The sequence below is a fragment of the Cognatiyoonia koreensis genome (assembly GCF_900109295.1).
GTDB lineage: Bacteria > Pseudomonadota > Alphaproteobacteria > Rhodobacterales > Rhodobacteraceae > Cognatiyoonia > Cognatiyoonia koreensis.
The window spans coordinates 878,113-891,762 of the sequence record NZ_FOIZ01000002.1 but is presented as its reverse complement, the minus strand read 5'-3'; the positions used below and the strand labels follow the sequence as shown (position 1 = coordinate 891,762).

13 protein-coding genes are annotated in these 13,650 nt (G+C 54.3%); 5 read left to right on the top strand and 8 right to left on the bottom strand.

The features are described 5' to 3' along the window. Positions 1-8 precede the first annotated feature (8 nt). Complete coding sequence (locus BMY44_RS15870; protein WP_089996879.1) at positions 9-2,300, bottom strand: hypothetical protein; 2,292 nt, start codon at positions 2,298-2,300, stop codon at positions 9-11. 206 nt (positions 2,301-2,506) lie between these two features. Here BMY44_RS15870 and BMY44_RS15865 point away from each other — a divergent pair, with 206 nt between their 5' ends. The 5 genes from BMY44_RS15865 to BMY44_RS15845 all read left to right on the top strand — a co-directional run bounded on the left by BMY44_RS15865 (position 2,507) and on the right by BMY44_RS15845 (position 7,939). Next, entirely contained in the window at positions 2,507-2,701 is a 195-nt protein-coding gene (locus BMY44_RS15865) for a YgaP family membrane protein (RefSeq protein WP_242650583.1), read from the top strand. An 81-nt stretch (positions 2,702-2,782) separates the two neighbouring features. Continuing rightward, positions 2,783-3,454 carry a Crp/Fnr family transcriptional regulator gene (locus tag BMY44_RS15860; RefSeq protein WP_089997206.1) on the top strand — a complete coding sequence of 224 codons (672 nt, stop codon included), beginning with the start codon at positions 2,783-2,785 and terminating at the stop codon, positions 3,452-3,454. A 105-nt stretch (positions 3,455-3,559) separates the two neighbouring features. Further along, entirely contained in the window at positions 3,560-4,441 is an 882-nt protein-coding gene (locus BMY44_RS15855) for an MBL fold metallo-hydrolase (protein ID WP_089996878.1), read from the top strand. 17 nt (positions 4,442-4,458) lie between these two features. After that, on the top strand, positions 4,459-6,132 hold the full coding sequence (locus BMY44_RS15850) for a bifunctional protein tyrosine phosphatase family protein/NAD(P)/FAD-dependent oxidoreductase (protein WP_089996877.1): 1,674 nt from the start codon (positions 4,459-4,461) through the stop codon (positions 6,130-6,132). A gap of 58 nt (positions 6,133-6,190) precedes the next feature. Continuing rightward, complete coding sequence (locus BMY44_RS15845) at positions 6,191-7,939, top strand: SulP family inorganic anion transporter (RefSeq protein ID WP_089996876.1); 1,749 nt, start codon at positions 6,191-6,193, stop codon at positions 7,937-7,939. A gap of 5 nt (positions 7,940-7,944) precedes the next feature. On the opposite strand, the gene BMY44_RS15840 is transcribed toward BMY44_RS15845, so the two are convergent. The 7 genes from BMY44_RS15840 to BMY44_RS15810 all read right to left on the bottom strand — a co-directional run bounded on the left by BMY44_RS15840 (position 7,945) and on the right by BMY44_RS15810 (position 13,608). After that, positions 7,945-9,069 carry a M56 family metallopeptidase gene (locus tag BMY44_RS15840; RefSeq protein ID WP_089996875.1) on the bottom strand — a complete coding sequence of 375 codons (1,125 nt, stop codon included), beginning with the start codon at positions 9,067-9,069 and terminating at the stop codon, positions 7,945-7,947. After that, a complete protein-coding gene (locus BMY44_RS15835) occupies positions 9,066-9,455 on the bottom strand; it encodes a BlaI/MecI/CopY family transcriptional regulator (RefSeq protein ID WP_089996874.1) in 390 nt (129 codons plus the stop codon). Before BMY44_RS15835 ends, BMY44_RS15840 begins: the two co-directional genes overlap by 4 nt. 78 nt (positions 9,456-9,533) lie before the next feature. Continuing rightward, the gene (locus tag BMY44_RS15830; RefSeq protein WP_089996873.1) at positions 9,534-9,812 is read right to left on the bottom strand and encodes a DUF2160 domain-containing protein; all 279 of its coding nucleotides are present in this window, start codon (positions 9,810-9,812) and stop codon (positions 9,534-9,536) included. 1 nt (position 9,813) lies between these two features. Beyond that, complete coding sequence (locus tag BMY44_RS15825; RefSeq protein ID WP_089996872.1) at positions 9,814-10,611, bottom strand: carbohydrate ABC transporter permease; 798 nt, start codon at positions 10,609-10,611, stop codon at positions 9,814-9,816. Further along, complete coding sequence (locus BMY44_RS15820) at positions 10,608-11,471, bottom strand: carbohydrate ABC transporter permease (RefSeq protein ID WP_089996871.1); 864 nt, start codon at positions 11,469-11,471, stop codon at positions 10,608-10,610. Before BMY44_RS15820 ends, BMY44_RS15825 begins: the two co-directional genes overlap by 4 nt. Beyond that, positions 11,468-12,541, bottom strand: a complete 1,074-nt coding sequence (locus BMY44_RS15815) for an ABC transporter ATP-binding protein (protein WP_089996870.1) — start codon at positions 12,539-12,541, stop codon at positions 11,468-11,470. The genes BMY44_RS15820 and BMY44_RS15815 overlap by 4 nt, the downstream gene beginning before the upstream one ends. Further along, on the bottom strand, positions 12,541-13,608 hold the full coding sequence (locus tag BMY44_RS15810) for an ABC transporter ATP-binding protein (protein WP_089996869.1): 1,068 nt from the start codon (positions 13,606-13,608) through the stop codon (positions 12,541-12,543). The genes BMY44_RS15815 and BMY44_RS15810 overlap by 1 nt, the downstream gene beginning before the upstream one ends. Positions 13,609-13,650 lie beyond the last annotated feature (42 nt).

The following is a 13,650-nucleotide window of genomic DNA, read 5'->3' as shown; positions in this document are numbered from 1 at the left end:
CGCTGCGATCAGGCAGCGAGTTTGTCAGGATCGGAAAGCGTTTCTTTGAAACGTTCTTGGATGTCGTCCGGCGTGAACTGGCTATCCTGCAGAATACTGCGGGCAAGGCTTTCATGCCCGTCCTTCGCCAATAGGCGATACATCTGTACAAAGACATTTTCATGCGCCGTATGTTGCGCAGCGATTGTGCGGTAGATTGCAGCGGCTTTTTCAGTGCGTCCCATCAGCAAGAGCAGGCGGGCTTTTGAAATCAGCACGCGCTGCGACCCATGCGCTTTGGCCTCGACCTCATTCAAAAGGACCAGCGCCTGGTCGCGGGTGTCAAGCCGTCGACGCAGGAATTCAGAGGTCATCAACGTGACCTCGATGCTAGTGTGGTTGACGTCAGCAAGCCGCATAAAAGTATCATAAGCCATGTCAGGCATTCGGGCCTTTCCGTACCAGAACCCTAGATGTGCAAGGTAATACGGGTTGTCATCTGACATATCCGCTGCGCGCGACAGCGCACTGATACCTTCACCCAAATCACCTGACTCCAGCAGAATGTCGGCGCTGCGCTTTGCATAAAGCGGGTTGAACCTGTCCTGCGCCTCGGCCCGGGTGCTTTCTTTATAGGCGGCTTCGAACTCCTCCAAATAGCGCAGATAGATTGACATGGCGCTGGATAATTGCGGCGATCCGGCGATCTTTGAGGAAGATCGGACAAGTCGACTTAGCTCGTTTTGCAGCTTGCCCTTTTGCCAGAACGCGCGGTTCAGCTTCTTGCCATGAATAAACCGCCAATCCCGGACGGCCAGATCCCACGGGTAATACTGCGGTTTACCCTTATAACCACCGGGCAGCGCAATGGTGTTGAAGATGTCCAGTTCCGGATTGTTCTGTGGGAAAAGCCGGCCCTTGTTGCGCACAAGCCCTGCATCGAAGGGATAGATCGTTTGATCGCCCAACCATCCGACCGACAGCATCATGTTCAGGATACCGCCGACAATCTTGTCCAGCGGACCGAACCAGTATGCCGATTGGATACTACGCAAAGCTTTGGTCTTGTCGCCACGCTGCATGTATGACAGCGCGGAAAACGCATAAAGCGTCGCCATCGCTGCATCGGTCATGATCGGACGCTTGCGGGCCGTTTCAAGTATGTCATGCACCGCGGCAAGATCATCACACGCCCAAGACAACCGGCAAAGCTGCGGATAGGCGTAGGATCGCGAAAAGCCATCTTCGACCAGCTGCTGAATAATATCACGCGCTTCTTTCGGTTGACCGTTATTTTCATAGTGTTCGATGAGAAATGGAAAGTTCTGCCCGACATCACCATCGCCTAGGAAATAGCGTTCCGGCTGCGCAAGGCGGCTCGACATCAGGTTCATCGCCTTCGCGTGTTCCGCGTTGGATAGCGATGTTTGAACTGCAAAGACCTTGCCACCACCAATCGTGGCCGCCGTCTGTGAAAATGCGCTTTCCGGAGGGCCAAAAATCTGCGGGCACTTCGACATTGAAAACAGTTCCAGAAAATCGCGCTGTCCAGCAGTCAGTCCATCATTTGGGACGACGTCGTCGAATGCCAAAATGCGGCTATCGATTTCTTTGAGACGTGCAATCTCTTCTGGCGTGTCCGAAAAAATGATGCATCGGTCACCGCCGCCATCGAGGAACTGCCGGATATGGACCTCGTAAAATTCACGCGGGATGTACTTGTTCGGCCACAGCTTTTCTGACGTGATTGGATCGGAAATGATATCGCCGCGTCGGATGTGATAAGCGCGCAAGGACAGACCGGCAAAGCGGTCGTCGATTTCTTGCATCACCTGCGCCACGACCGGCGAGAATGGGATTTTCTTGAAATAGGTCGGCAATATCGCTTCGACTTCATCCGCATTTTCCCAAGGCAGAACAAGGCTGCCAAGAACGACCTCGGACAGAAACGATGCGCCCTTGCTGGCGGCACTGCGGATGGATTGCGGCGATGTCTCTTCAATCTTGTCCAGATTTGTCAAACTGGGCCAGATCCGGTTCAGGTCGTCGCCGCCAAAGAAATGTTGGGCGATAAAGTCCCTTGAAAAAATGTCGGACGGGCGACGGATTTCTTCGCTGGTGCGGCCATGTGTCGTCCAGCCCACCAGAAACGGAAGATCAAGCGTATCTGCGATCCGCATTGCGTTGATCATCGCGATCAGCCGCGCACCCATTCGGTCGTTGCGGTGCGCGATAATGCGGCCTTTCAGGTCACCGGTGTAAGTCACCGCTCCGACATTCTGTGCCGAGTCAGACTCCTCCAGGTCTTGTTTATCAAGCATGTTCGGCCCCTTTCACGCACCCACTGCGTCCTTCCAGTTCTTGGACAATGGGGTGCAAAAGTGGCGATAATCTTACGGTGATCCGACTTTTGTAGGGAATTTGTCGCGCTGACAGCCGCCGAAGACTTGTGTGTCATTGGTGACAAAGTCACCGTCGTGTGCGGCAGACTATGCTAAGGTCCGAAACAGGAAAGAGGAGAAACATCATGCAAATCTCGCGTAATCTTGGCACGACAGACCGTCTCTTGCGCCTTGTGATTGGCGCTATTCTTGTTGTTCTTGCCGCGATCGGCACAATCGGCGTTTGGGGATGGCTTGGCCTTATTCTGGTCGGAACGGCGGCCTTGAACTTCTGCCCGCTCTACCGCGTGTTTGGTTTCAAAACCTGCACTGACTGCTAGGCGTTCATCAGACCGAACGGTTCGCTGCAATTGCATTCATGCGTGCGCTACTGCATTCTAGCTGTCACTGATGGGATGCAAATGGCGATTGACGAAGAATGGGTCGAACGTTTTCCGGGTCTCTCTTATTTGGAGTCCCCGGTCAAAGACCTTTTGCTGAAACGCAGCGCGATCATTTCGGTCCCCGCCAACACAACGATCTTTGGCCCAGGCAATTCGCCGGAAAACATGCTGTTCCTACTGGATGGCACGGTGCGCGTACAACAAGTGTCGGATACCGGCCATGAGATCGTGCTTTACCGCATCCATGCGGGTGAAAGCTGCGTCCTGACGACGGCCTGCCTTCTTGCTTACGAACACTATGCTGCAGAAGGCATTTCGGAAACGCAGGTGCAGGCTGCAGCCATTCCTCGCGATGTATTTGACGATCTGGTCGCGCAATCAAAATCCTTTCGGGACTTCGTCTTTGCCGCGTTTTCAAAGCGAATTACCGACCTGTTCCACATGATTGACGAAGTCGCGTTTCAACGGCTGGACGTGCGACTGGCAGACAGGCTGATCGAATTGTCTGACGGTGCAGACACTATCGCGACGACGCACCAGAAACTATCGGTCGAACTTGGAACAGCGCGCGAAGTGATCTCGCGACAACTTCAGGAATTCCAGCGACGCGGCTGGATCGCGCAAAGCCGGGGCAGTGTAACTTTGCGCAACCGGGCGCAGCTGACACAACTGGCGCACCACAACACCTGAATCATCATCTCCGATTTAGTGACAATGTCACCGACGCCGGTCCCGAATAGGCCTATGCGAAGGGACCTTTTCGATAATTTCCGTTTCTCATCCGGAGGCAAAACCATGACCTACCCTGTCGACCTAACAATCAAGCCCGACGTTTCTGCACACTTCGACGAGGCGACGAATACAATTTCCTATATCGTCAAGGATCCCGAAAGCGATCATTGCGCGATCATAGATAGTGTGATGGACATCGATTATGCTGCCGGACGGATTACTTACGATCACGCGGACGCGCTGATTGCAGAAATCACGTCGCGCGGTCTCAAGTTGGATTGGATTATCGAGACCCATGTTCACGCCGACCACCTGAGCGCTGCGCCCTACATCCAGCAAAAACTTGGCGGCAAGATCGGTGTCGGTGAAAAGATCATGGTCGTGCAGGAAACCTTTGGGAAGGTTTTCAACGAGGGCACCGAATTCCAGCGTGACGGGTCGCAGTTCGATGCGCTCTTCAAGGATGGCGACACGTATATGGTCGGTAACATGCAAGGCTTTGCCATGTATACGCCCGGACACACGCCCGCATGCATGGTTCACGTTATGGGGAACGCCGCTTTTGTTGGTGATACACTGTTTATGCCCGATGGCGGATCTGCGCGTGCCGATTTCCCGGGCGGCGATGCAGGACAGCTTTATGATAGCATTCAGAAGGTGCTGGAACTGCCCGACAACATGCGTCTGTTCATGTGTCATGACTATGGGCCAAACGGCCGCGCGATCCAGTGGGAAACCACGGTTGCCGAAGAGAAGGCGCACAACATACATGTCGGCGGTGACAAGACACGTGAAGACTTCATCCGATTCCGCACCGAACGTGATGCGCAGCTTGCGATGCCCAACCTGATCATTCCATCACTGCAAGTGAACATGCGGGCAGGTGAACTTCCCAAAGACAAGGACGGCAACCCGATGTTGCGTGTGCCTGTCAACGGCCTTTGATTGAAAGGGATAGCCTCATGGAAATCAAATCACTGACCGCACGCCTGTCAGTCAGTCCGCAGGTCACTGCGGACGATATCCAGGCGATCAAGGACGCGGGCTTTCGCGCGATCGTGTGCAACCGCCCTGACGGCGAAGGCGCAGACCAGCCCACATTCGCAGAGCTGTCAAAAGCCGCAAAGGCCGCAGGTCTTGAAGCTGTCTATCAGCCGATTGTCGCAGGCAAGGTATCGGACGAGGATGCAGCCGCATTTGACATGGCGCTTGCAAAATTGCCTGGCCCCGTGCTTGCCTATTGTCGCACAGGCACGCGATCTGCCACGCTCTGGTCGCTTTCGCAGGCCGGCAACCGCAGCGTCGCAGACATCCTCGCGGCGACAAAAGCGGCGGGCTATGACATGGGTGGCGTGGTGCGCCGGATCGTGAATGGCGGCAAGACGCCAACTGATACGGGCGATGCACGCTATGAAGTCGTGATCGTTGGTGCTGGTGCTGGCGGGATAGCCGCAGCAGCAAGCCTGAAAGCCCGCAAACCAGGCCTTGAAATCGCGATCATCGATCCTGCCGATATCCATTACTATCAACCGGGCTGGACGATGGTGGGTGGCGGGATTTTCGACCCCGAACAGACAGCACGCACGATGGGGTCCCTCATCCCGCAAGGTGTGCACTGGATCAAGGCCGCAGTCGCTGCGTTCGAACCACAGAATGATGCCATCATCCTCGACGGATGTCGGGTCGTCAAATATGGCCGCTTGATTGTCTGCCCGGGACTGAAACTCGACTGGAACAAGGTCGAAGGCCTAGTTCAGACATTGGGCCAGAACGGCGTGACTTCGAATTATCGTTACGATTTGGCCCCCTACACTTGGCAGTTGGTGAAGGGTCTGAAAAAAGGTCGCGCGATCTTTACCCAGCCGCCGATGCCGATTAAATGCGCCGGTGCCCCACAAAAGGCGCTGTACCTCTCAGCGGATGCTTGGCACCGTCGCGGGGTCCTCAAGAACATGGACATCCAGTTCAACAACGCAGGCGGCGTCCTGTTCGGGGTCAAAGATTATGTCCCCGCACTGATGGATTACATCAACAAATATGACGCCACGCTGAACTTCTTTCATAACCTTGTCGCTGTGGACGGCCCTTCAAAGAAGGCGTGGTTCGATGTGGCAGTACCAGATGCGCCTGTCGAACGGGTCGAGATTGAATTTAATATGATGCATGTCTGCCCACCACAAACGGCCCCCGACTTCATTCGTGTTTCTCCGCTGGCAGACGCCGCAGGCTGGGTCGATGTGGATCAAGCGACGCTGCGCCACAAGACCTATGGCAACATCTGGTCGCTTGGGGATGTCATGAACGCGCCCAACGCCAAGACGGCTGCGGCAGCACGCATTCAAGCCCCGATCGTGGCCGAAAACATCGTGGCAGATATGCGTGGCGGATCGCCAGTTGCACAATACAACGGCTATGGTTCCTGCCCATTGACAGTCGAGCGTGGCAAGATCGTTCTGGCCGAATTCGGCTATGGCGGCACTCTGCTGCCCAGCTTCCCAAAGTTTTTGATCGACGGGACCAAGCCCACACGCGCAGCATGGTTCCTGAAGGAAAGGATGCTGCCCCCTGTTTACTGGAAAGGTATGCTCAAAGGTCGGGAATGGATGGCCAAGCCTGAAAAGATCGCCGCCGAGTAGTACCAGCAACCGTCCCTTGCGCGAACAGAAGGGGCGGTTGCCCTGAATAGAGAAGAACATGATGCTTTCCCGCTACCTGCCAATTCTTGTCTGGGGTCGCGATTATTCGCGCGCCGCATTGTCGAACGATCTGATGGCAGCGTTGATCGTAACGATCATGCTGATCCCGCAATCACTGGCTTATGCGCTGTTGGCGGGGCTTCCGGCCGAAGCCGGACTTTACGCATCCATCGTGCCGATCCTGCTTTACGCAGTATTTGGGACGAGCCGCGCGCTGGCAGTCGGACCCGTTGCGGTTGTCTCATTGATGACAGCCGCCGCTCTTAGCAATATCGTCGAACAGGGCACAATGGGTTACGGAGTTGCGGCACTTTCGCTTGCAGCATTGTCAGGCCTGATGCTGATCGTGATGGGATTGTTCCGTCTTGGGTTCGTTGCGAATTTCCTGTCACACCCCGTCATTGCAGGGTTCATTACGGCATCAGGGATCATCATCGCCGCCAGCCAGATAAAACACATCCTTGGTATTGACGCAGAAGGGCATAACCTACTGGAGCTTGTCATTTCGCTTGTGACCCATCTGACGGAGTCGAACTGGATCACCGCAGTTATTGGCATTGCAGCGACCGCATTTCTGTTCTGGGTCCGCAAAGGGCTGAAACCCCTCCTAGAAAGCCTTGGGCTGAAGCCGAGACTGACAGGAATACTCGTCAAAGCGGGTCCGGTTGCTGTCGTGGTCGTAACGACGATTGCGGTCTGGTCGTTCGGACTGGACGAAAATGGGGTCAAGATCGTCGGGGATGTGCCGCAAAGCCTTCCACCCTTCACGCTTCCATCTTTTTCGCCGTCGCTACTAGGTCAGCTTCTATTGCCCGCTTTTCTGATTTCAATCATCGGCTTTGTTGAATCGATCTCCGTCGCCCAAACCCTCGCCGCGAAAAAGCGCCAGCGGATTGATCCCGATCAGGAATTGCTCGGGCTTGGGGCGGCAAATATCGGGGCATCCCTCACCGGTGGATTTCCAGTGACAGGAGGTTTTTCGCGGTCGGTCGTCAACTTTGATGCAGGCGCGGAAACGCCAGCCGCCGGTGCATTTACGGCGCTGGGACTTGCCATCGCTGCCGTTTCGCTTACTCCGCTGATCTACTTCCTTCCCAATGCAACGCTAGCAGCAACGATCATCGTCGCAGTTCTGAGCCTTGTTGATTTCTCGATCCTGCGCCGGAGCTGGCATTACTCAAAGGCGGATTTCGCCGCGGTACTAACGACAATCATCGTGACCCTCGCTTTCGGAGTTGAAGCCGGGGTGTCCGCCGGGGTGGGTCTGTCGATCCTTTTGCATCTCTACAGATCCTCTAGACCACACATTGCAGAGGTCGGGCAGGTTCCCGGCACCGAACACTACCGTAACATCCTACGCCATGACGTGATGACAGACCCCACGGTCGTTTCGCTCCGCGTGGACGAAAGCCTTTACTTCGCAAACGCACGGTTCCTCGAAGATAAGATTCAAAACCGGGTCGCCGGCGACAAGCAGATCAGGCACGTCATCCTGCAGTGCTCTGCCATCAATGAAATCGACTTGAGCGCGCTGGAGTCGCTTGAGGCCATCAACCAGCGACTGCGCGAAATGGATGTCAAACTTCATCTTTCCGAAGTCAAAGGCCCGGTGATGGATCGTTTGAAAAAGGGACATTTCCTCAAAGAAATGACCGGTAAGGTTTTTCTGTCGCAATTCGAAGCCGCTCATAGTCTGAGAGGCCCGGAATTCAGAAATTCTGATGTCAACAAGGCAGCAGCCAACTGACGGCCTTATGGCTGGATCGTACGTGTGTTTAACCGCTCAAGGTTCACGATCGTCGAGAGCATCAAACGATCATGGCTCCAGTCATTGACAGGCCTCAACGCAACAGTAGCCCCCATCACGATCATGACAAGCGCCAGCATCACCGTCTTGCTTGCAAGGCTGTGACCCACTGTCGATGGACCATCAAGAACCGAAACGATCCGCTGCATCAGGAAGCTTTCGGAGTGGCTTGCACTGGCACGCTGATCCAGCTGCACGAAAGGCACGCTCGGCGTCATGATCTGGTTGCTGTGGTCACGGGTCAGGCTATTCTTACAGACGCGCAACAGGCACTCGCAATAGGCTCGGATCAAGTGGGTCCTGCGGCAAAGCACCTGCTGATCGCAGGCCAATTCCCGAATGCGCTCCACGTCACGTTTGCAGTATGCAAATGCCGGATTCCAGAAGAAGAACGGGCGTAGCAATTCCAAACCGATTTCCCAAGTCAAATCACGTTGACGGATGTGCTGCATTTCGTGACTGACGGCAATGCGCACATCATTGTTGTGCGCCAAAAGCCCGGTCGGCAACACGACGTAATGCCTGAATAAGCCGCGGGTCGAGAACGGCACCGTCGTTTCATGTGTAAATCGGACATCCACCCGCCCGATCCGGCGCAGGACGTAACTCTCTTTGATTATTCTAACGAGCTTGATCGTGGTCAGCGCGTTTTTCACAACGATGTAAAGAAAACCAGACAGCAATCCGACAACCACTAGACTGCCAATCCAGCTTCCCATAGTCACAATGTCGCGCGTCAACTCAGTGCGCAGCATAAGGAAGCTTTCGAACTTGGAAGGGGCCATGGCAATGTTGCCATGCAAGTATTGCGCCACAAGAAAATCAGAGAATGTCAGCCCATTTCGTGACGAGACAATGCCAATGCGATGACTTGCGTCGAACAGAAACAGGAGCAGCGGAGTTAGGGCAACCATGCTGATTACCCCATAAAGCAGGTGAAGCTGCATGACGTAGGCGTTTCGCAATCGGGTGCGCGTGATTAGGGTCTTCGCTCCGCACCACACAAGTGCGACGATAAGAAGAATTACGTTGGTATCGAAATAGGCGCTTAACAGGTGTTCAGCGGTCATTGTTCGGTCAACCTCCTCTCCAGAAGTGCCCGTATTTCTTCCAATGCTTGATCTGAAATGCCCTGATCATCAACCAATCGTGCCACCATCGAAGCAGGCGTTCCGTCAAACAGCTTGTCTGACAGGTCGCGCAGCGTTTTGGCCTGATAGGCGTCTTTCTCCAGGATCGGCTTATAGACGAATGTCTTGCCTTGCTTTTCGCTTGTCACAAATTCTTTTTGTTCCATGATCCGCAGGATTGTGGCAGCAGAGGTATAGGCAAGGTCGCGTTCGGGTGCGAGCCGTGCCAGCACATCACGTACCGACCCTTCGCCCAGCGCCCAAAGCTCAGTCATGAACTCCAGTTCGACCTCGGTCAGAAACTCACTTTTCTTCTTTTGCCGCATACCACCTACCGTTTTCATTAGACCTACTCGCCCCGCGCAGGAGTAAATACGAAGGTTTTCGTAAGTCCAAGAACTTTGTCAGACTTTCCAAAAGCAAAAGAGCCCCCATCCGACGCTGATTGCCAATGGCCCCCAAAGGGGTGATCCAAAGAAGAAGAGCCATGCAAGAAAGATGTATGTCGCTCCAAGCAGCGACAGGAACAACCGGTCCCCCCGCGTGGTCGTCAATCCCAAGGCACCCTTGCGCTCAGACGTTCCAGGATACTTGATCTCGATAAAGGTGATGATCCCCATCGCCGTGAAAAGGCCGATGAAGAACAGCCCTGTTGGCCATGTCCACGCCATCCAACCAAACATCTCAGACCCTCCCCAGGGCAAAGCCCTTCGCGATGTAGTTGCGTACGAAATAAATCACGATCGCCCCTGGAATGATTGTCAACGTTCCAGCTGCCGCCAACAGGCCAAGCTCGTAACCCGCGGACGATGCCGTCTTGGTCATGGTCGCTGCAATCGGTTTGGCCTCAACGGCTGTCAGTGTCTTGGCGAGCAATAGTTCGACCCACGAAAACATGAAGCAGAAGAACGCAGCGACGCCGACCCCTGCCTTAATCGTCGGCAGAAAAATCGTCAGGAAAAAGCGTGGAAAGGAATAGCCGTCCACATAGGCGGTTTCGTCCAGTTCCTTCGGTACGCCGCCCATGAAACCTTCAAGTATCCAGACCGCCAGCGGGATATTGAACAGGCAATGCGCCAGCGCTACAGCGATATGGGTGTCAAATAGACCTACAGCTGAATAAAGCTGGAAGAATGGCAGTGCGAATACTGCCGCCGGTGCCATTCTGTTCGTCAGCAACCAGAAGAACAGCGTTTTGTCCCCCAGAAACCGGTAACGACTGAAGGCATACGCTGCTGGCAAAGCCACCGCGAGCGAGATCACCGTATTGAGTGAAACGTAGATGATCGAGTTGATGTAACCCCAATACCAGCTTGGGTCGGTAAAGATCGTGCGATAATTTTCCAGTGTAACGGTGCGGGGAAAGAGGCTGAAACCTGACAGAATCTCGTTCGTGGTCTTAAACGACATCGATACCAGCCAATAGATCGGCAGTAGCAAGAACAGGATGTAAAGGATCGGGATGAGTGAACGCTTTCTCATTGCGCGTCGTCCTTTGTCATCAGCGTATAGAACAGCCAGCTCACCAACAACGTGATCGCGAAGTAGATCAGCGACATCGCAGCGGCTGGGCCAAGATCGAATTGCCCGAGAGCGATTTTCACAAGATCAATGGACAAGAGCGTTGTCGAATTTCCCGGACCACCCCCTGTAAGAACAAAAGGTTCAGTATAGATGTTGAAGCTGTCCATGAACCGCAGCAATATCGCGATGGTCAGTACCTGCTTCATCTTGGGAAGCTGAATGTACCGAAACACCTTGAAGGGCGTCGCACCGTCAATTTTGGCGGCCTGATAATACGCATCTGGGATTGAAACCAAACCAGCATAGCAAAGCAGCACAACAAGCGAGGTCCAGTGCCATACATCCATGACGATGATCGTGACCCAAGCCGATACCGGTTGCTGCGTCATATCATAGGGCACACCCAGCACATCGTTCATGAAATAGCCCAGCATCCCGATCTTGGGCAGCGTGAAGATATTCCACATGCTGCCCACCACATTCCACGGGATTAGCATCGGCAGTGCCATCAGCACGAGGCATACAGAGACCCAGACGCCCTTGCGTGGCATGGCCAGCGCGATGACAATTCCCAAAGGGATCTCGATCGCAAGAATGATCGCGGTGAACAAGAACTGCCGGCCCAACGCCGCATGAAACCGCTCGGATGCAAGTAATTCCTCAAACCAGCGCAATCCCTCGAAGAAGAACACATTGTTCCCGAAGGTTTCCTGTACCGAATAATTCACGACGGTCATCATAGGAATCAGCGCGTTAAAGGCGACGAGGAACAGGACCGGCAGAACAAAGAACCAGGCCTTTTGGTTTTGAGTTTTCATGTTGCTGCCTCCGAGGTCAGCCAGCCGTCACGGTAAAGCCGGGTTTGGTTCTGCTGGAACGCCAAACGAATATTCTCGCCCTGTTCGGGTGGTGAATCTTCGGTAACGGCCTTGATCGAAGTGTCACCGATCATTGCTTCGATCACACTATGGCGACCGACATCTGACACCTTGCGGACAACCGCTGGCAGTCCTTGATCGCTGACGCGAATGAATTCAGGACGTACACCGATCTGCGTTAGGCCTGCTTCGCCTGTGACCTTCCCTTCGAGTGGAACATGATGGCCCTGCAAGAACGCGCCGCCGTCCCGCACGTCAGCAGGCAGGATATTCATGCCGGGTGAACCGATGAAATGGCCGACGAACGTATGCGTCGGACGCTCGAACAATTCGACGGGTGTACCGATCTGGACCACTTCACCTTCCTGCATGACAACTACCTGATCCGCGAAGGTCAGCGCCTCGGTCTGGTCATGTGTGACATAGATCATCGTCACGCGAACCTTCTGATGCAGTTCTTTCAGCTTACTGCGCAACTTCCATTTCAAATGCGGGTCGATCACCGTCAGCGGTTCATCGAACATCACGACGTTGACGTCATCGCGGACGAGACCGCGCCCCATCGAAATTTTTTGCTTGTTGTCAGGTGACAGACCCGCTGCCCGCTTCCGCAGCATCTCGGTCACTTCCAGCATCTCAGCGATCTCTTTCACGCGCTGGTCTACTTTATCGGCCGGAACGCCGCGGTTGCGCAGTGGAAAGGCGAGGTTGTCGTAAACCGACATCGTGTCATAAATAACGGGAAACTGGAAAACTTGCGCGATGTTGCGCTGATCTGGCGGCAGGTCAGTTACATCCTTGTCATCGAACAGGATGTGCCCTTCTGACGGATGAAGAAGCCCGGAAATGATGTTCAGCAAGGTTGACTTACCGCACCCTGATGGCCCCAGAAGGGCATAGGCCCCACCATCTGACCAATTGAGGTCGATCTCGTTCAAGGCAAAGTCATCCGGTGAACTCGGGTTGGCAAGATAGCTGTGCCGCAACTTGGAAAGCGAGATTTTTGCCATCAGACTGATCCTTCCTTCGCAGGCGATCCGTCTGACGCGAAATAGAAACATGCTGCCGGATCAAGATAAAAGGGATGGGACTTGCCGATTTCATAAGGATGCACCCCGTGAGCAAGGGAAACCCAGTCAGCGCCAGGCATACGAAAATGTGCAGAGCTTTCTGAACCGGACAGTTCAGTCACCAGAACGTCACCCACCAACGCCACAATATTCTTCGCGGTGGGCGTAGGTGTTACATGATGCGGCCGAACGGCTAACGTGTATTCCCCGTCGGCAAGATCACTCACCGCCACAGTCCATTTTGCGGCTCCCATTTGTATTTCATTGCCGCGTTTGGACACAGACGCGGTGTTGATCGGAGGGTCGGAAAAGACGGCGGCCGCCATCAGTGACCCCGGTTTGCGATATATATTGGCAGTTTCGCCAAATTGGACGACATGGCCATCATCCATCAAACCTGTGTACCCACCAAGCAACAAGGCTTCTTCGGGCTCTGATGTGGCATAAACGACCACGGCACCACGCCCTTTGAAAAGCTCCGGCAATTGTTCACGCAGTTCCTCGCGCAGCTTGTAATCGAGGTTCGCCAAAGGCTCATCAAGAAACACGGCGCGGCTCTCCTTCGCGATGGCGCGGGCCAATGCGGTGCGCTGTTGCTGACCGCCCGACAATTCATGAGGACGGCGGTTCAACATGGGGCGCAGCTGCAAGATGTCAGCTGCTTCTTCCACGCGGCCCTGAATTTCGGATTTCGGCATGCCTGCAACCTTCAAGGGGGAGGCGATATTGTCGAAAACGGTCATGTGCGGGTAGTTAACGAAGAACTGGTGAACAAGGCTGATGTTGCGCTTTTGTGTACTCAGCTTTGTCACATCATTGCCGTCCATGATGATCTGCCCATCGGCAATCGGATCAAGACCAGCCATCATCTTGATCAGGGACGTTTTTCCCGATCCGGTTTTGCCAAGAAGCACATTGAAATGACCGGTCTCCAGCGTCAGCGTTGTTGGCTTGATGTGGACCTGACCATTCACGACCTTGGTGATATTGTTTACTTGCAGTGTCATGTCGACCTTTGAGGCATCAGCTAAATTGACCGGAGCCCGTTA